We start from the raw sequence: 19725 nt of genomic DNA, 5'->3' as shown, positions 1-19725 counted from the left end.
TTAAGCCAGGTTTATGCAATCTCGAAACGATAGCCCACACCATACACGGCCTTAATGCAGTCCAACTCGGAGTTAACGGCAAATATCTTTTTGCGTAAGTTCTTGATATGTGTATCAATCGTACGGTCCGTGACTATCCGCTCATCGTTATAGATTTTATTCATCAATTGCTCGCGGCTGAACACTTGGCCTTCGTGCTGATGAAAATAAGAGAGCAACTTAAACTCCACCGATGTTAGGGTGATCAACTCACCATCTACCCACACTTTCATTTGGCTTTGATCAATGATCATTGGGGCAACCTCGTCGTCGCCTTTTGGTGTATTGATAGCGTTGTATCTTCGTAATACGTTGCGGACGCGTACCACCAGCTCGCGTGGGCTGTATGGTTTACACACATAATCATCGGCGCCGAGTTCCAAACCCAGTAATCGATCTATCTCTTCGACTTTCGCCGTCGCCATAATGGTTGGAATATCGCTGAAGGTTCTTAACTCTCGATAGATACTTAACCCATTTCGATTTGGCAGCATCAGATCCAATAAAATCAATTCTGGTTTGTATTTCTTAACCCATTCGATCACCAGATTGCCGTCACCGATAATATGGGTTTCGAATCCGTTATGAATTAAATAGTCGGAAACAACATTTGCCAATGAAGGTTCATCTTCAACAATTAGTATCATGGTTTTTCTTATTTATCCTAAACACGTATAACTGCAAAACGGGCTCTATTCGATAGGTAAACGCACAGAAACTTTCAAACCACCCAGTTTGGAATGTTCCAGTTTTAGGTCACCGTTATGAGCCTGAATGATGCTTTTACATATTGATAATCCAAGTCCCGAACCACCAAAAGCTCGACTACGCGATTGATCCACGCGATAAAGTCGATCACAAAGTTTTGGCAGTGCATCGTTTGGTACACCTGGTGAGCTATCTTCTATGGCAAGCAAAACTGAGCTTTGTTCCTGCCCTAAATAGATTTTTACCTGCCCTCCCGAGTCTGTATAGCGAAAGCTGTTTTCCAATAAGTTGTTCAGTACCTGACTCAGCTTTTGTCTGTCGGCTTGGATATTTAAGTTTGCATCAATAGCAAAATCTACATCCAGGCTCAGCGACTTTTTCTCAAAGCGATTTAAATGGCTTACCAAGACATTTTCGACGCCACTTTTCACGTTCACAGACTCCGTTTGCAAGCGAATCGTGATGTCTGCTTTTGCAGAAGCGCGTAAGTCTTCCACGAGCTGAGTGAGCGTAAGTACTTGTTGGTGGAGGGATTGAATATAGGCTGGCTCAGGACGACGAATGCCATCCTGAAGCGCCTCAAGCTCCCCTCTGAGCACTGCTAATGGTGTGCGCAACTCATGAGAAATATCCGACAGCCAGCGTTCTCGCATCTCTTCTTGAGTTTTCAGCGAGTCGACCAAGTGATTAAATGCTTGAGTTACATCGGCAATTTCATCATTGCTGTGATATTCAATCTGATAGCTGAGGTTGCCATTTCGTACCGCATTAGCACCTTGATGAAGCGCGCGCAAAGGCGTCAAAAGATAACGCACAAAAACAACAGCAAAAAGTAAACTGACGAAAATAGCAGCAACACTGATGATCATAAGGTTCGTGGTTTGAGACTTTAAGAATTGATCAGCTAAATGATTGTTGAAAGAATCACTTTGCAAGACCGAAATATAGCCGACTACTTTACCTTCAAAGAGAATTTCTACTTTGTGTAGATGCATCCCTTCTTTGACATCCAGGTTTTCATAATGACCAAATAACACTCTTTCATCAGCATCTAACAAATTTAACCTGGCGCTCAATGGTGCCATCATCGGGTCTTTAAAGGGCTTTGCATGCAACAATGGTTGGCGATCTCCCGGCGGAAGCATGTCGTCTCTCGGTGGCGGCATTTCACCAGACAACATCAGAAAATCCTCCCACCAATGGGGAGAATCTTCAAACCGCGACCAATCTTTTGATTGAGAATAATATTGGCTTGCGCGTTCCGCCATTAATCCCACTTTGGCTATTTCTTCCTGGTTCAAATACCGCTGAAATCCATCTTTAAAACTGGCGTTAATTTGTAGTGCCATGATCACTATAACCAGAGCACTACTTAGGAGTAACGCAGAAAACAGCTTTTGAAACAGAGAAATACGCACGGCAGACCTACGGGATGTGATGATAATACTTTTGTTCAATGGGTGAGTTACAACGCTTAATGCTTTTCCACAATAACCGATTCTATCTTAAGTCACCATTACTGAGTGTGATATCACGTAACTCACCTTGCTGCTGTTCGCTTGTCAAACTAACGAAGCGACTTTTATCGAGGCTCTGGTGGCGTCGGTAATTCATCTTCCGTAAGCGAACCACTTCCATCAACATCAAGCTTGTCGAAGTCTTCAAGGAACGGACCTCGAAGCTCGTCCTTAGTCAAAACGCCATCACCGTTAGTATCAATATCACTAAACGATGGTGGCTCTGGACGGTCGCCATTCGGTGGAGGCGCAGGTCGATCGTCTGCGAATACGGACAATGAGCCGAAAGTCATCAATATTGTCGTTGTGACTAGTACAAATTTTTTCATGTTTTCTCTCCAGTTAGTCAGTTCATACTATTTATGCGTACGACTGCCCTATTAAACCGACGCTCAATTTATCGGGAAAATGTGAGTAGATTATGGAGTAATGCGAAATAAATGGGACAAGGGAGATTGACTGCTTTGATTTACAGAAATAGTGAAACGAAAAAGAGCGAACTCAAAGTTGAGCTCGCTTTAAAGTGGCTAAAATGAAATTAGCCAAGCAACAAGATGGAACAATATTTACTGTGTTCTAGTACGTAGGGACGAACTGTTGGCGAAAGTACGGTATCCAAATAAAGCCAAGAGAATAAGCAATCCGAAATAGTTTAAGCTTCCTCCGGAACGGCTTGTGGTTGTCTCTTCCGCTTCATCACTTCGTTCTTCAATATCATCTGCAGTAGCGCCAGCGATAGGAACCAGTTTAACGGCTACCACTTGTTCATCCTCTTCTTCATCACCACAGGTGGCGAAGTGGCTGGTGTCATCGTATCCGGATTCACACTTTAAAGCGGTCGCGGATATTACGCCCGCATCATTTATTCCAGATGCATCTATAATTCGGTAATAGTTGTTATCGTCTGAATAATCACCGCCATTGGTCAAATCATCTAACCACCAAGCTTGATCACTAAACCTTGCGCTACGTGTATCACTGGTACCTTCTCCATCATATGGGTAGATAAAGCCACGCTTTCGTCTCGGTTTGCCGCTACTTTCGTTGGTATTTTCAGCGTCCACTTGTCCAACAATTTCATTGAAGTTATTAATTGCTCGCGCTTTGCCTCCAACACCGTCAAAGAATATACCACCACTCAAGTAGGTCGCCGATAGGGAATTCTCTGATATATCATCGACAACATACATTCTGTTTGATGCGGCATTTTCGTACGGATAACTACCAGAACGCTTGGATTCACCAATCGCGACTAAGTTACTGTTGACGCCAGTTAGTAAGGTATTGCTGTAAATATAATCATCGTCACTTTCGACGCCAGCTCCGGAGATTTTCTTTGTTTCCCAGTTATCTGCGTCAAAAACATCGCTATCTAAATCAACAGAAAATACCGTTGCTTCCATGAAATAGTAGTAAGAATCATGTAGGTAAGTGTTGTAGCCAACGCTATATAACGTATTGTCAACAATAACGAAATCGCGGAGGCTCCCTTGTGCAGTCCTGTTTTTGTATACCGCGGTATCAGACACCGAACTTGCCCAATCCAGCTCAACTAACGAACCTAAAGACGAACTCCACAGCGCCGCCTTTGACGAGTAAAAGTCACCGTAATCATTTGATGCGCTTGTCGATACGCTACCTACCGTGTAATCGCCGTCTGTTTTCCACGCTCTTGACTGCAGATAGGAATCCGTAATTGGGTTTGTATCGTCTAAAGCTTGGGTGTAATTACGCAGATAACTGGTTACATTTCCCAAGTCATGCAGAATACCCACGGGTTCAGCATCTTCAGTTAATGAGTTAATTACGATGTTGTAGCTTTCGTTGTAGGCTGTGCCGGTATCATAGTCACCGAGAAACGCGATTGAATTGGGCTCTGTGCTACCGCTTAGCTCGTCACTCCACTGTGCCCAATGTAAAGCCGCCCATGATTCACAGGTACCATACAGTAACTGTGCATCACAGTAGTCTTCAAAATCACCTTGTTCCTGGACATACATAAAGCGGTTATCAATACCAAATGGCGTTTCTTCACGATAACTCAATCCATCAACGGCCTTCCCTTCACTTGGCTCAACAAGGCGAGTCTCTCCCGCCAATGTATACGCTGAACAAGAGATTCCATCCCCTTCTACATAAGATGATTCAAAGCAGTTGTCACTTTCACCGGTGACTGTGGACGGTTGAATCGCGACACCATAAGCACTTTCATAGCTGTAACTCGTATCAGGCGTCACTTCTATCACCTGATACAAAGCAGCTTGAGTTTGGGCTGACGTTATCAATAAATAACTAATACACGAGATTTTTACCGCTTTCATATTTAATTTAACTTACCAATTTGGGGTAAATTTAATCAGCATGCTCACCAGAAACATCCTTAATTAAACTCAAACATCACAAGAATTATTTAAACTATCGCCACACAAATTAACGAGGCAATGTGAGGGAATTAAGGAGTAAAAAAGGATAAGTGCATCAAGTGACGATAAGACGCTAAACCTTCTTGACGATACACAGGGGTGATAATCCAAATAGGTTAAGGAAGTTAAGACTAATTTTCAGAACCTTGCGTTCCATCATGAATCGCTGCAAAGGAAATTGACAGTACTTAACGCCCCTATAATGTTATAGAGTTGTTACACTAACTTATACATGGAGCGTTAATGAGTCACAAATATAGAGTTTCAAAACTGAATAAGGCCACACTAAGTATCGTGTCCCTGTTGATATTATCAGCCTGTAACGACGACAGTTCTTCCAAGGGCTCGTATGAAGCGACAATTACTTACACCGAGCATAACGTCCCTCACATTAAAGCGGATAGCTATTCTGGCTTAGGATATGGCATTGGATACGCACAAGCTGAAGATAATCTCTGCACGCTTTCCGAGCAATTGATGAAGTTAAAATCTCAAAAATCCCGCTATTTGGGTGTTGGTGAAAACTATTCAAACTTTTTATCCGATGCGGGTTATCTGGCACTTGGCTACCCAGAACAAGCGAACGCTCTTTACGCTGACATCCCTGCCGATGAAAAGGCGTTACTAGAAGGATACGCAAAAGGGTTTAACCAATTACTCAGTGAACGCGCTACAACAAACAATTATCCTTCACCGTGCCGAAACGCAGAATGGGTAACGCCGATTACCGCTCAGGATTTGCTCGCCTATCAGCTTGATATTGCCGCTTTAGCCAGTTCCCGGAACTTCATAGCCGCCATCGCCGCAGCAACTCCACCAGAGGCTATCCAGGCCAGCAGACAGCTAAAAACAAACTTCCATTTACAGTTGGACACAAAGACCGTATTTACCTCAGAGGGTATCGGAAGTAACGGCTGGGCTCTGGGTGAGGATAAAGTTGAGAATGCTAAATCAGCCCTACTCGGAAACCCTCATTTTCCTTGGGATGGCGAGTTGCGCTTTTATGAACAGCATCTGACGATCCCTGGCGAAATGGACGTGACTGGCGTTGGGATGATTGGTTTGCCTGCCGTGGTTATCGGATTCAATCAGAATTTGGGCTGGACGCATACGGTTTCACAATCCAAGCGATTTACTCTATACCAACTCGATCTTCACCCACAAGATCCGCTCCGCTACAGCTATGATGGCGAATACAGAGACATCACGTCAAAAACGTTCAGCGTAACAGTAAAGCAAGCTGATGGTTCCTTAGTCGAGGTCCCTCATACCGTTTATTACAGTCACTTTGGGCCGATTGTTAATTTGGCGTCGATCTCACCTACATTAGGATGGACGAGTTCTAGTGCGATTACTTTCCGTGATGCAAACTCAGCCAATACACGTATGTTGTCTCAATGGTTAGCAATGGGAAAAGCGAAGTCAAAGCAAGAGTTCTTTGATGCTTTTGCTGACAATCAGGGAATTCCATGGGTAAATACATTGATGATATCCGACGAAGGTACCGCGTCTTACATCGATGGAACACAAGTTCCTCAGTTAAGCGCGGCAGCCGAGGGCTATTGGGCGCTTGCATCACAGAGCCCTCAATTGGCACCTATTTGGCAAGATGGCTCCGGCAACGTTCTTTTACCCGGAAACAGCTCGGTTTATGAGTGGGTAGATAGTGGTAATGCCGGTGCTCCGGGATTAGTTCCATTCGCCAATGCTCCTCAACAAACCAGAACAGATTACGAGTACAACGCCAACAGCAGTTATTGGTTAAGTAATCTGGATGCACCGTTAGAGGGGTTCAGTTTGATGTATGGCCCAGACCAAACTATCCGTAGCCCTCGTACTCGCTACAATGCTCAGCTCATTAGTGATGATTCAGGAACTGGCTTATCTGGTGCAGACGGTCGATTCTCTTTAGAAGAGCTTAAATCCGTAGCGACTCATAATGGCTCACTATTTTCCAGAGAATTCCGTAACGAGTTAGTTTCGAGGTGTACACTCTACCCAAGTATTCAGGTAGATGGTCAACCATTTAATCTCACTCCAGCATGTAACGCACTTAGCGCTTGGGATGGCACGTATAATTTGCAAAGTACTGGCGCGCAAATCATGAGAGAGTTTTTAGCAAGTTTCATGGTGTCAGGACATCGATCGCTAAACGACGAATTGTTTGAAGTACCTTTTAACCCACTAACGCCTTCAACAACCCCTTCAGGTTTAAAAGCGATAGACACAAATGATGTGGACAATGACCCGATTCTTCAGGCATTAGCCACAGCAACTAACCGCTTATCAGACGCTGGCATTGCGTTAGATGCACCACTAGGGTCAATCCAATACGTGATTAAAGCGCAAGGCAAAACTGCGATTCCTATTACCGGAGGAAACAGTTACGAAGGCGTGTTCAATATGGCTGAAAGTAGTGTGCCTTCCCGTTCGACCTCTGAGTTAGCAACCGTCGTAGTTGGTGCGCCGCGTAGCGACTCCCCACTGACGGATTTAGATGAAGACGGAAGTGGTTCGACTGCACGCTATCGCATCAATTACGGTTCCAGCTTTGTTTTTGCACTGGAGTTCAATGAAACGGGTCCAAATGCGCAAATGTTTTTGAGCTACAGCCAATCCCATGACCCAGAGTCAGATTTCTTTGACGACCAGACTCAACTTTATAGTGAATTAGAGTGGCGAGACGTACTCTTTATAAATGAAGACATTGAAGCCAATACAATTCGTAAAATTGAGTTAGATTAATCGAAGAAGTACGACACTTTAAAAACGCCTTTGATTTTATCAATCAAAGGCGTTTTTTATATTCCCGTGCTTAACTTAAGCGAATAACGGTATCACAGCACTTTTCAATCAGGTTTGGATCATGACTGACGAGCAGCAACGCACATCCCTGTTCTTTTGCCAGATCAACCAACAAGTCGGTCACCTCTTGAGCAATAATGGGATCGAGCCTTGATGTTGGCTCATCTGCGAACAAGAATACCGGATCCAATAATAAAGCCCTGAGAATGGCAAAGCGCTGAAGTTCTCCGCCAGAGACTTCGGTACTTTTTCTCTCTAACAACTCAGGAGCGAGCTTTAGCTTTTTCATTAATGGCGTGATTTTGTCCCTATCTATCTTATGCAGCTTGACCAAATCATCCAAAAGCACACCAAGTGTCACACTAGAAGTAAACGCAGCCGGAGGATCTTGAAATAGCTTCAACCATTGATACGGCTTTGTATTCGGAGATAATTTGGCAACTTTACCCTCAACGGATGGCAATAAACCAAGTAGGGTATCTCCCAACGTGCTCTTACCACAGCCACTATCACCAACAACACCGATCACTTCACCCGTATGTATCGTAAAGTTAATCTCTCGTGATAAAGCTTTGCGGTTGCGTCCTATCGCAAGGTTCTCAACGTTTAGCACGGGCATCGACTCACTCAAGTACTTTGCCCTTGCAACCCAATGTTTTGGATCGGCGGTAATCAAAGCTTGTGTATAGGCGTGCTGAGGATGATTCAACACTTGGTCGGCCGTTCCCTGCTCAACAACAACACCTTCTTTCATCACAATGATGTCACCGCCTATCTGACGCGCAACTTCGATATCGTGAGTGATCGTCAGAAGCCCGCCTCCTTGAGCACTTTGAAGTAAAAGTCTAACGATGTCGTTGCGGCGGCTGACATCCAACCCTTTAGTGGGTTCATCAGCAAACACAACTTTTGCACCACCAGCCGTAGCAGCAGCGACAGCCAGACGCTGCGCCATACCACCAGAAAGTTGCCCGGGCCGTTTATACGCGCTGCTTTTTAGTCCCATATTGTCTAAATCGTCAATGGCTCGATGAAAGGCAGACTCCTCACTCAATCCATGCAGGCACTCATAAACTTCGGCAACTTGCTTATAAGCAGGCATCAGGGGATCAAGCGCTCGCCATGGTTCTTGCGGCAACATAATGACCTCTTTTCCCCAAAGGTTTGTGAGAGAATCCCTGTCATGGCTATTACCGAATATTTCGACTGTTCCGAATTGTGTTAGTGAACGCGGCAATAGACCAATCACTGCCTGTGCGAGCAGACTTTTACCTGAGCCTGTTTGGCCAAGAATGGTTACCGGTTTATCTTGATATAGCTTTAACGACAGCGGCTGAAGAAGCTCGATATCTTTTGCTTTGATCGATAGATCAGTCAGTTGAATTAAGAGATTCACGGCTCGCTCCTGCTAATAAATGAAAGCCCAACACCAACAATGCCACAACCAATAGTGGCTGAGCTAAAACCCAAGGTGCATCAACATAGAACGGGAACAGCTCGACGCTCATTAGCCCCAGCTCGGCTAACGGTGGCTGGATACCCACTGAGACAAACCCGAGAGAAGCCATCATTAAAATGGCATTGGCCCCACCAAACGCCGCCATCGTAAAGACCGATGAAGAAATCGCTGGCCAGATATGTCGCTTAAACTGATACCATTTGCCAAACCCCATCATCATCGACACTTGTCGCTCTGGGCTATTAATGACAGTGCGAGTGATAGCACGTGTTACTCGGTAATACTCAACCCACTGAACCAGTGAAATCGCCAGGTACATAACCAGGAACGATCCGGGCGCAATGGCTGACAACAGAAGAACTAAGACTAACCCCGGAAGTGCTAGTAGAACATTGACGAGAATATCGAGCCCCTGCTCAACGCGTCCACCAGCCCAAGCCGAACACACTCCTAACAAAACGCCCAAAGTTGATGAAGTGATGACACAAAACACACTCAGTGCGAAAGATAAGCCGATGGCACTCGCAAGGCGCGTCATCATATCTCGACCAAAGTGATCAGTACCGAACCAATGTTCACTGCTTGGTGCCAATAGTCGAGTCGACAAGTTTTGTTCGTCAATTGAATACGGAGACAACCATCCAACAAAAAGCGAAAAGCTAAATAAACCGAGTAAGAGTGATAATCCGAGCTTTTGATTTAATGTAAATTGTTTCATCATTTTTCTTGCTGACCTCTTGGGTCAATCCAGTAGCACAGCACGTCAATAATGCTATTGAGGAGCACAAACAGAATACCCATCGTCAGTGCACAGCCTTGAATCACCGGAATGTCGCGGGCAAAAATCGCGTGTGCGAGACCATGGCCAACACCCGGCCACGAGAAGAGCGACTCAATCATAATGATGCCTTCAATCACACTGACTAGTTGAATACCAACAAATGCGACGATCGGTACTGCCATATTTCGTAAGCCATGGCGGAAGAAAGTCTGCGTTTCACTTAAGCCTTTGACGCGAGAAAATATATAGAAAGGAGAACGAAGAACGCTGCGCACACTATTATGCACAACTCGGTTCGAGACTGCCGCTAAACTAATCGCTAAAGTGATACTTGGTAAAACCAAATGCTGCCAAGTACCAAAACCCGCAACAGGGAACCATTTCCAACTGATCGCGAAAATAAGGATCATCAACAGACCCAATACAAACACCGGCATCGCACGGGTGAAGGTCGAGAACCACACGACAAGAGAATTAACCAGTCCCCCTTTCTTCGCGGACCAGGTTCCTAGCGGAAGCGCTATCAATACAGATAGCGTGATACCAACTCCAGCAAGAAGCATAGAGTGCCCAAGCTGATGCACAACCGCTTCACTCACTGGTAGACCACTCACGAGGGAATTACCTAAGTTGAGCTGTAGCAGATCACCCAACCAGCTGACATAACTACTGAACCATCCTTGGTCTAAATTGAGCTCTTGACGCACCAGCTCAGCCGCTGCGGAATCCACGTTATCCTGCCCATAACGACTGGCCGCAATAAGATATGCCATGTCTCCCGGTAAGCTTCGCATAAGTACAAATGTGAGCGTACCGACTCCCCAAGCCACCAGAATCAGTTGATAAAGTCGCTTTCTTAAAATCCTCAGAAGCATCAGTTAATTTCCATCTGGTTGATGAAGTAATTGCGCTCAAACGGATCAAACCTAAAGTGTTTAACTCGTTTATTCACCGAGGTATGTTGGCTGTAGCTAGAAATCGCAATCACTGGTGCATCCTGATGAATTTCTTGCGCGACGATCTGGCTTAGCTCAAATGCACGTGTCGCATCGTGATTGTGAAGTAAGCGATCAATCGTACTGTCTACCTTTGCGTTTTCCCAATTCATCGTTCCCCAGTCACCGCCTCCGTTCGCAAAGTCAGAGCTGATGATAGGTAGCGGATCAGCGATGAAACCAAAATTACGCGCGATCAATGCCGTTTCTAGTGAGCCATCCTGATGACCCGCTGGGATCATACTTGAGTTTGTGACATCGACTTTTAGGTCAACACCAAGCTTGGCCCATTGCGCTTGAATCGCGGTTGCGACCGTGGTCAATTCAGGTCGATCGGCATAGGTGATCATCGTCAGTTTGAACGGCACACCATCCCGCTCTAGAGTGCCGTTTTCTCCGCGTTTCCAACCTAAATCAGCCAAGGTTGAGCGCGCCAGATCGAGATCGAAATCGTCGTTTTTCGCGTCTTTAATAAACCACTGAGACATGGAACTTGGCATGATTTGCGTGGTTTCCGAACCCGGTACACCAAGCACATTTTTTGCAATCGACGCTCGATCAATTGCCATACTTAATGCCTTTCTGGCTCTCGCTTCATTTAGGAATGGATGACCCGCATTTACTTTTACCAACATGGTTCGCGGGATCAGGTCACTGTGAACTTGAACCTCATTACCACTTTTTAGCTGCCCTAACATGGATGGCTCAAGATTGAATACGATATCGGCTTCGCCAGACTTCGCCTGCAGCAAACGACTTTCTGCACGATGGCCCGTTAAGTATGTGGCGAAATCGATTTTTGCTTCTTCACCCCAATAACCATCAAACTTTTTAACCAAGAACTTGTGCGGCGGTGCAAAGCTTTCCATTTGATATGGCCCCGTACCGTAAAGTGTTTTTACGGCTCCGTTAGGCTCGTAAGATTCAGGCGACAAGATAGCGTTAGAATAGTTGGTCAATAGTGAGGCAAATGCAGCGTAAGGTTTACTCAATTCGATTAGAATCTCATTGTCACTAATCGCGGAAATACTGCGTATCTCTGCCTTGTTAAGTGTACCGTGTTTGCGCTGAGAAATAGCAAGGCTGCGAACAACCGCTTCAGCGTCCAGTTTAGAACCATCATGAAACGTTACGTTGTCTCGTAATGTGAAGTGCCAGGATAAGCCATCTTCACTGCTTTGCCACTTGGTTGCTAATCCAGAGGTAATAATCCCCTTACCATCAACGTTGAGCAGGGTCTCTACTACCTGCATACGAATTAACATATATCCCTGTTTTGAAGGATCTAAGCTGGAGATCTCCCAAGGTCCACTAATCGATAATGTATTACTCTTGTTTGGTGTAACCTGCGACGGTGATGTGTCTAGGTTACTTAATGCGATAGCAGCACCCGCTGCAACTACGGAAGCCAAAACCAGGCCACGAATAAGCTTCTTCTTTTTTGCGATAGAAGCATAAGATATTTCGGTCATAACGATCCCTAACGTATTTTTTAGACGCTATTTTCCCCAAATAACAACTGCACATAGCCGACGCATCGCCGTGAACTTTTTACAAGCACAAGCCAGCATCAACTCGCCCTGACAAAAATTGCGAGGTTATTGGGGTATTAAGTTAAAAAGTGTTGGATTCTCCGAAAAGGAGAAAGCGTTAGACCAGTTGAGGTGGCGAGCGTGTTCGAGGTAACTCTGAAGAGGTAATAGTCGTGAGCTGGATATCGAATCGCTGATAGCACTGAGCTTTATCAGAGAGTATGCTCAGCGAAGATTGTGAGCTTAAAGCATGACAAATTGCTTCGTAGATTTCACAGGTATGGTGTTCGTGAACGTTTTGATCCGTTTCCATCGAGTGCGCAAGCGAGAGCGTACTCAACCCCAAAGGGATTAAGAGCATCGCAAGAAGCAACAATTTCTTTAGTTTAAGATGATGGAAGTAATGCACGACAAGAACAGTGAAACAAACGTAACGTTATACTATTACATTTTGATGCAAATCAAAGTACTTTGTTTGTGATTACTGTTCATTTGTACAATTATTGTTCAACCCACTACTTTCTTTAACGATAGTTAGTGTTCGAAATTAAGCAATACGCTCGCCCACTTCGATAAGCGATTTGTAAAAAGGAAGGCAACCCACCAAAACCGCTGTTTGGTGGGTTAGAAAATAGAACCTGTTTATTACTTCACGGCAGATAAAAAGCTACGCAGTTCTTCGGTTTGAGGATCATCGAAAACTACTTCACTTGGGCCACTTTCCCACACTTTCCCTTGGTTCATGAACACGACTCTATCGCCAACTTCACGGGCAAAGTTCATCTCGTGAGTAACCAGAATCAGCGTCATCCCCTCTTTCTTTAGCTGCTCTAGCACTTTTAATACTTCACCGACTAACTCTGGGTCGAGCGCAGAAGTGATTTCATCACATAACAGCACCTTTGGATTCATTGCTAGAGAACGCGCGATGGCAACACGCTGTTGCTGACCACCAGATAGGTTAGCCGGATAAGCATCAAATTTATCGGCTAAGCCAACCTTTTCGAGTAACTCTCTCGCTTGAGCTTCACAGGCTTTAGCATCCTTTTTCAATACCAGCTTTGGCGCCAACATCACGTTCTCGCCTACGGTCATATGAGGGAAAAGATTGAAGCTTTGGAATACCATACCGACACTTCGACTCAGCAGACGAAGTTTGTAATCGTCATCTTCAACAGCCTGACGATCTACGATGATCGCGCCATCCTGGTAAGTTTCCAGACCATTCATACAACGCAGTAACGTACTCTTTCCAGAACCACTGCGGCCAATAATAGAGACAACTTCACCTGCCTCAACTTTCATGTCCACACCTTTGAGAACATGGTTTTCACCATAGTACTTATGTACTTGATCAACACTAACGAGAGACATAGGTTTTTTTCTCCAAATGACGAGCCAATAATGACAGAGGGAAACAGATAACAAAGTAAAGTACAGCGACCATGGCAAACACTTTAAATGGTTGGAATGTCGCGTTGTTCAGCATGGTTCCGGCTTTAGTTAACTCGACAAAACCAATGATCGAAGCAAGCGCGGTACCCTTAACAATTTGAACCGAGAAGCCAATCGTCGGTGCAATGGCAATTCGATAAGCCTGAGGAATGATGACGTTACGCATGGTCTGCATGTAATTGAGACCCAAAGTACGACACGCTTCCCACTGACCTTTAGGTAACGCCTCAATACAACCGCGCCAAATATCGTGAAAATAGGCGCTGCTGTATAGCGTTAATGCCAACGCAGCGGAGGACCATGCACTGACTTCTATCCCCAGCAGAGATAAACCGAAAAACGCCATAAAGAGCTGCATCAGAAGTGGCGTTCCCTGAAAAAGCTCCACATACAGTTGAATGCCTTTCCCAAGATGAATGTTCTTCATACTTCTGAGTAAGGTAAGGCCAAGCCCGACCAGACCACCACCTATGAAGGCAATAATGGATAGCAGTACGGTCCAACGCGCTGCAAGTAGTAAGTTGCGCAGAATGTCCCAGTCTGTAAATTGCATCATAATCGTCTTCTCCTACAGCGCTGGGTTTTTGAATACGCGAGCTTTGATCAATGCAAACAATTGACGCATTAAGATCGCAAGGACAAGGTAAATCAGTGCAGTAACAGCATAAGATTCAAAACTTAAAAAGGTCCTGGACTGCACAAAGTTAGCCGCAAAGGTCAGTTCCTCGACTGAAATCTGAGATACGACGGCAGAGCCGAGCATGACGATAATGCACTGACTAACCAACGCTGGATAAACCTTCTGATAAGCTGGCGGCAATACGATTCGAGTAAAAATTTGGCGTCTGGTTAAGCCCAACGTTTTACCCGCCTCCCACTGGCCTTTAGGTGTTGCATCGATACCCGCTCGGATGATCTCCGCACTGTAGGCACCAAGGTTAAACACCATCGCGATGAAACCCGCCTCCCACGCGCTTAGCTTGACACCTAACGCTGGTAAACCGAAGAAGATGAAAAATAACTGAACAATAAACGGGGTATTACGTGTTAACTCGATATAAGTCGCACATAACCAACGTAACCATGCTTGCTTACTTGTGCGTCCTGCTGCGCACAACGTTCCCACAGCCAGCCCAGCAACGGTTGAAATAACGGTTAACTCGACGGTTGTCCTTAAACCTGCCACAAACTGTGGCAGGTAGGGAGCCAAGCCAGTAAATTCTAACTGGTAACTCATTGCACTTATTCCTTACGCGCCAAGATCTTTAGGGAAAGGCGCTTTTAGCCATTTTTGCGATAGCTCTTCCAATACTCCGTCTGCTTTCGCTTTTGAAATGAGCTTGTTCACTTCTTCGACAAGCTCAGTTTCACCTTTCATCACACCCACATAACACGGAGAGTTCTTCAGCATGAACTTCGCTTCAGGTGCTTTAGCCGGATAACGAGTAGCGATTTCTGTGACGACAAGGTTACCCGTTGCAATGAGATCAATCTGACCAGATAGGAAAGAAGACAATGTCGCGTTGTTATCTTCAAAACGCTTAATCGTTGTCGTCTCTGGCGCAATTTTGCTTAGTTCAATATCTTCAACTGAGCCACGCGTTACACCAATGGTTTTATCAGCAAGGTCTGCTGCTCCGGCGACGTTCTCATCTGAAGTGCCGAACACGCCGAGGAAAAACGGAGCATATGCTTCGCTGAAGTCGATCGCTTTTTCACGCTCTGGGTTTTTACCCATACTGGAAATAACCAAGTCAACTTTTTGAGTTTGTAGATAAGGAATACGGTTTGCACTGGTAACAGGTACGAGTTCCACTTTTACGTTTAGTTCTTTGGCCAGATATTTGGCCATATCAATGTCATACCCTTGTGGCTTTAAATCCGTTCCGACAGAACCAAAAGGAGGAAAGTCTTGTGGAACCGCAACTTTGAGTACCGCTTTTTCTTTAATGGCTTCCAACTGGTTTGCAGACGCAGCAGAAACGTTGGTCACTAATGCCGCAGCAACAGCGACTAAAGACACTAACTTAGATAATTTCATGGCTATTTCCCTATACATATAAGATACGATTGAAACACTTAGCTAGTACACTGCAACGATCGTACCCATTTAAAACAAATTTATATTTAACTGATTTTTAAAGGAAATATTTTTATTAAACATTTAAAATTGGATAAATTGATAATATTGACCAAATAGTGGGGATCATTTTTGGTGCAATAACCACCATTATGTAGCAAAGCTATTCAAGGTTTAGACGCATACTGGATCGCATCACTTTCTTAGTGATCTTTCTTGTAATTGAGTAGTGAAGAGAAACAAAGGTGAATGAAAATAGCTGTGACTAAATGCAGTCACAGCTATTTATTAAGGAGGAAAGATTGAGTTGGGATCACACGGCTATTAGGCCAATTATTCTAGTTCGCTCAACTGATGATAATTAGCGCTGATCGTTTGACTGAGGTTTGAAGCCTCTTCTTTTAGCAATATAAAAGTTTCATTTACAAAGTAGTGAATAAGACTCATCGGAACCGCGTAACTGTCTAGCGGCAGTTCATTATTCATATAACAAACGAAAACCTCGTTTACCGTCGACGCATACTTCTGTCCCGATTGATCGGTGATCAATAAACAATCGTAGGGTTTAAGAAACTCAACAATTCGCTCAAAGTTCGCTACGCGACGACGAATACCAAACAAAATGACAAAGTCGTCTTCGTTTATCGACGCTAAATCTTCACCAATGGTTTGTCCCGGAAGAGGCAACAGCTCGACGCCCTGACGACATTGGGCTAATTGTTGGCGAAAATGCATAGCTAATGGGTAGCTATTACGATAGCCAATAATTTTTATCCGCTTCGCAGTCGCTAGCTTTGTGATAATGTGCGCAGTGTTTCCTTCCGCTAACTGCATCCATAACTTTTCTAGCGAAATTGCATCCTGGCAAAAGCCTGTATCCTGCAGCTCACCAGTGATTACCGGGTTGCCTTTATCACGCTCAGACATCATCTCATTTCTCAATGCGACATGATCGTTATAGCCAAGTTTGCGAATAAAACGGCTGACACTTGTCTTGGATACCAGGCATTCCTCAGCAATTTCACTGGTAGATAACATCAGTATTTTTTCTGGGTTCACCTGAAGGAAGTCCGCGATGCGTCTATTGCCATCACTGAGTGAAGAGTAATGCTCCGTAATACGGGCACTTAATGAGTTGTTATTCGTCATTAGCTATTTCCGGTCACTCCGTTAACGACCTAGTCGTTAATGTATATTTCTGACTTTCGTGTTCCAAATGAACCATCCTTTTCCAAGCTATGTTCATGCCAGAGAGAAGCAATTGGAACACCACAGCTAAATTACTGCAACGATTGTACCACTCGAAAGAAAAAACAGTAACTTATTGATTTTTATGAGTCTAAATTTCATAAAGTCGCGACTTTTGCCTAACGACAAACTTCTGCAAAAGAATCGTTCGCGTTTACGTGCACGAATCACCAAAATGGGGCGACCGATAACTCTAAACAGCGAGACTGGTTTATCTGCAAACCGCAATGTTATCGTGTCGCTCTCCAACGGTTATCTTCATGACGTTACAAAACTAAGCCGCCATCGACCTTCAACACCTGCCCCGTAATAAAGCTAGACTTGTCACTGGCCAAAAATTCGACGCTATTGGTAATATCTTCTGCGGTCCCCATTCTCCCGAGTGGTGTCTTCTGTTTCATGAGTTCGAGGACTTTTGTAGGTAAGTCGGCTGTCATCGGGGTCTCAATAAAACCAGGAGCAACACAGTTAGCGCGAACTTGGGCACCTTTGCGAGCAAACTCTTTAGCCCAGCCTTTCGTCATCGCTATCACGCCACCTTTGGTTGCTGCGTAGTTAGACTGTCCAATATTACCGTCGGTCCCCACTACCGAAGACATGGTGACAATAGAGCCATAATTGTTTGCCATCATAATTGGTGCAACTGCTTGAGTGAGATTAAAAACACCTTTGAGATTAACGTCGATCACGAAGTCCCAGTCTTGTTCCGTCATTTTTTCCAATAGTGCGTCTCGGGTAACTCCAGCGTTATTCACCAAAACATCGATACGACCATAGGTTTCTCTGATGCTTTCAACCAAATATTGAATCGCCTCTCTATCACAAATATTGATGACGACTGGTTTAACATTTTCGTGGTCACTAAACGCACTTTGCAAAGTTTGAGCGTTGACATCCAAGGCGTAGACACACTGTGCTCCATTGTTGGCAAATCGTTCCACAATCGCTCGGCCGATACCTTGCGCCGCGCCAGTGACTAAGCAGACTTTGTTTTCAAACATATCCTAATCCTTTGGTAGAAATTAAATAGTTATCCAGCACTTATAGAGTAAGTTCGAATGATGGCTGGAAGATGGCATTTGGCATTACTTTCAGTGACGGACTGATGACAGGAGTGAACTCCATCTGCTGAAGGATGTCTTTTTCTAAGTCCACCCCAGGGGCGATTTCAATCAGCTCTAATCCAGACGGAGAAAGTTGGAACACGGCACGCTCGGTAATGTACATCACAGGTTTATTGTTGCTTAACGCTTGGGCTGCGCTGAAAGTGATTTGCTCAACCTGCTTGATGAACTTCTTCTGCTTTCCTTCTTGGACGATATTTACAGCCTGATTGTCCACTTCCACAGCTAAGCCTTGCGCGGTAAAGGTGCCACAAAAGTAAACCTGTTTGGCGTTCTGAGTAATGTTTATAAAGCCGCCACAGCCAGCGATTTTGCTACCGAAGCGCGATACGTTAATATTTCCTGTAACGTCACTTTGCGCCAATCCGAGAAAGGCTTGGTCTACACCGCCACCATCGTAGAAGTCAAACATCTGGTCTTGGCCGATAATCGCCTGAGGCAGACGAGACGCCCCAAAATCGAGACCGCTTTGTGGTATCCCACCTACCGCTCCGGGTTCTACGGTTAAGGTAAATTGATCGAGTATTCCGGCTTGCTTAGCGACCTCTGCGATGTATTCCGGCGCACCAATGCCCAGATTAAGAATGGAGTTGGGTTTTAGCTCCATAGCCGCACGACGGGCAATGATGGTTTTTGCGTCCAGCTTTGATTGGGTCGAAGGGGATGAGCTCGTTGTGAGGTTGTCATCTGAATTTTCAATACCAACAAACTCCGGGTTCATCATGGTTGCGAAAGTTTGCATGTGCTCCGTCGGCTCTTCACACACAACAACCGCATCGACGAAGATTCCCGGAATCTTAACCGCATGCGGATCAAGCTTTCCGGCGGGCACTATTTGTTTGACCTGTACAATGACCTTACCGCCGTTGTTACGTGCCGCTTGTGCCGCCGCCAGACTTTCGACGATCAAGCATTCATCTTCCATGGTAATGTTGCCATTCTCATCTGCAGTCGTTCCGCGAAGAATAGACACCGTCACAGGTAGCTTGTGATAAAAAAGATGCTCCTCACCGCCGAGCTCAATCAGTTCTACCCAATCATCGGACGTCGCCTGATTGATTTTTCCACCCTCTAAACGCGGATCCACAAAGGTACCTAAGCCAACTTTACTCACGGTGCCCAACTTACCTGCCGCCGTATCTCGAAGCAAATGAGAGATGATACCCTGTGGTAAGTTGTATCCTTGTATGAGGTTATCTACCGCTAACTGCTGAAGTTTAGGAACCAGCCCCCAGTGGCCGCCAATGGCGCATTTCACTAACCCTTGTTCCGCTAAGTGGTTGATTGCCCGGCCTTGACCGTCACCTTGACCTGCAGCAAATAACAGCGTTAAATCTCGCGGTGACTGAGTGTCTCTAAAACGTTCGCCTATTGCTCTTTCAATCGCTTCCGGTACTACGCTACCGATAAAACCACCCAGTAAGACTGCGTCGCCATCTTCAATCCACTCTGCCGCTTGTTCTGCTGTCAATTTCGTAACCACATTAACCTTCCTTAGTTACTGTACTTTATTGGTTTTCAGCTTAGTGCGATGTTACCCAGATGTTAATTGCAGAATT

General features: G+C 45.0%; 16 protein-coding genes. 1 reads left to right on the top strand and 15 read right to left on the bottom strand.

Annotated features, from left to right (window positions below; genetic code table 11):
* Positions 1-11: 11 nt before the first annotated feature.
* The 4 genes from V1U08_RS01175 to V1U08_RS01160 all read right to left on the bottom strand — a co-directional run bounded on the left by V1U08_RS01175 (position 12) and on the right by V1U08_RS01160 (position 4585).
* Positions 12-686, bottom strand: a complete 675-nt coding sequence (locus tag V1U08_RS01175; RefSeq protein ID WP_330469686.1) for a response regulator — start codon at positions 684-686, stop codon at positions 12-14.
* A 45-nt stretch (positions 687-731) separates the two neighbouring features.
* Positions 732-2096 (bottom strand): ATP-binding protein, encoded by a 1365-nt coding sequence (locus tag V1U08_RS01170; protein WP_330469685.1) that lies wholly within the window; start codon positions 2094-2096, stop codon positions 732-734.
* 233 nt (positions 2097-2329) lie between these two features.
* Positions 2330-2593, bottom strand: a complete 264-nt coding sequence (locus tag V1U08_RS01165; RefSeq protein WP_330469684.1) for a hypothetical protein — start codon at positions 2591-2593, stop codon at positions 2330-2332.
* Positions 2594-2830: 237 nt separating this feature from the next.
* Entirely contained in the window at positions 2831-4585 is a 1755-nt protein-coding gene (locus V1U08_RS01160; protein ID WP_330469683.1) for a DUF3466 family protein, read from the bottom strand.
* Positions 4586-4930: 345 nt separating this feature from the next.
* On the opposite strand from V1U08_RS01160, the gene V1U08_RS01155 reads away from it, so the two are divergent.
* Positions 4931-7432, top strand: coding sequence for a penicillin acylase family protein (locus V1U08_RS01155; RefSeq protein ID WP_330469682.1), 2502 nt, complete (start codon positions 4931-4933; stop codon positions 7430-7432).
* Positions 7433-7502: 70 nt separating this feature from the next.
* Here the strand turns inward: V1U08_RS01155 and V1U08_RS01150 are convergent, their stop codons facing one another.
* The 11 genes from V1U08_RS01150 to V1U08_RS01100 form a co-directional block, all read right to left on the bottom strand.
* Positions 7503-8888, bottom strand: coding sequence for an ABC transporter ATP-binding protein (locus tag V1U08_RS01150; protein WP_330469681.1), 1386 nt, complete (start codon positions 8886-8888; stop codon positions 7503-7505).
* The gene (locus tag V1U08_RS01145; RefSeq protein ID WP_065301112.1) at positions 8863-9672 is read right to left on the bottom strand and encodes an ABC transporter permease; all 810 of its coding nucleotides are present in this window, start codon (positions 9670-9672) and stop codon (positions 8863-8865) included. Before V1U08_RS01145 ends, V1U08_RS01150 begins: the two co-directional genes overlap by 26 nt.
* The gene (locus V1U08_RS01140) at positions 9669-10607 is read right to left on the bottom strand and encodes an ABC transporter permease (RefSeq protein WP_014234128.1); all 939 of its coding nucleotides are present in this window, start codon (positions 10605-10607) and stop codon (positions 9669-9671) included. The genes V1U08_RS01145 and V1U08_RS01140 overlap by 4 nt, the downstream gene beginning before the upstream one ends.
* Positions 10607-12199: an ABC transporter substrate-binding protein gene (locus V1U08_RS01135; RefSeq protein WP_330469680.1), complete on the bottom strand. Its 1593-nt coding sequence runs from the start codon at positions 12197-12199 to the stop codon at positions 10607-10609. Before V1U08_RS01135 ends, V1U08_RS01140 begins: the two co-directional genes overlap by 1 nt.
* Positions 12200-12904: 705 nt before the next feature.
* Positions 12905-13633, bottom strand: coding sequence for an amino acid ABC transporter ATP-binding protein (locus V1U08_RS01130; RefSeq protein WP_014234126.1), 729 nt, complete (start codon positions 13631-13633; stop codon positions 12905-12907).
* On the bottom strand, positions 13620-14270 hold the full coding sequence (locus V1U08_RS01125; protein WP_330469679.1) for an amino acid ABC transporter permease: 651 nt from the start codon (positions 14268-14270) through the stop codon (positions 13620-13622). The genes V1U08_RS01130 and V1U08_RS01125 overlap by 14 nt, the downstream gene beginning before the upstream one ends.
* 12 nt (positions 14271-14282) lie before the next feature.
* The gene (locus V1U08_RS01120; protein ID WP_014234124.1) at positions 14283-14951 is read right to left on the bottom strand and encodes an amino acid ABC transporter permease; all 669 of its coding nucleotides are present in this window, start codon (positions 14949-14951) and stop codon (positions 14283-14285) included.
* 12 nt (positions 14952-14963) lie between these two features.
* Positions 14964-15755 (bottom strand): transporter substrate-binding domain-containing protein, encoded by a 792-nt coding sequence (locus tag V1U08_RS01115; protein WP_014234123.1) that lies wholly within the window; start codon positions 15753-15755, stop codon positions 14964-14966.
* A gap of 372 nt (positions 15756-16127) precedes the next feature.
* Positions 16128-16943: a MurR/RpiR family transcriptional regulator gene (locus tag V1U08_RS01110; RefSeq protein WP_330469678.1), complete on the bottom strand. Its 816-nt coding sequence runs from the start codon at positions 16941-16943 to the stop codon at positions 16128-16130.
* Positions 16944-17308: 365 nt separating this feature from the next.
* Complete coding sequence (locus V1U08_RS01105) at positions 17309-18043, bottom strand: beta-ketoacyl-ACP reductase (protein WP_065301109.1); 735 nt, start codon at positions 18041-18043, stop codon at positions 17309-17311.
* A gap of 40 nt (positions 18044-18083) precedes the next feature.
* The gene (locus V1U08_RS01100; protein ID WP_330469677.1) at positions 18084-19649 is read right to left on the bottom strand and encodes an acyl CoA:acetate/3-ketoacid CoA transferase; all 1566 of its coding nucleotides are present in this window, start codon (positions 19647-19649) and stop codon (positions 18084-18086) included.
* Positions 19650-19725 lie beyond the last annotated feature (76 nt).

The sequence above is a fragment of the Vibrio sp. YYF0003 genome (assembly GCF_036350715.1).
GTDB classification, from domain to species: Bacteria; Pseudomonadota; Gammaproteobacteria; order Enterobacterales; family Vibrionaceae; genus Vibrio; species Vibrio natriegens.
The sequence above is the reverse complement of the archived record's forward strand: the minus strand, read 5'-3'. Positions and strand labels throughout refer to the sequence as shown.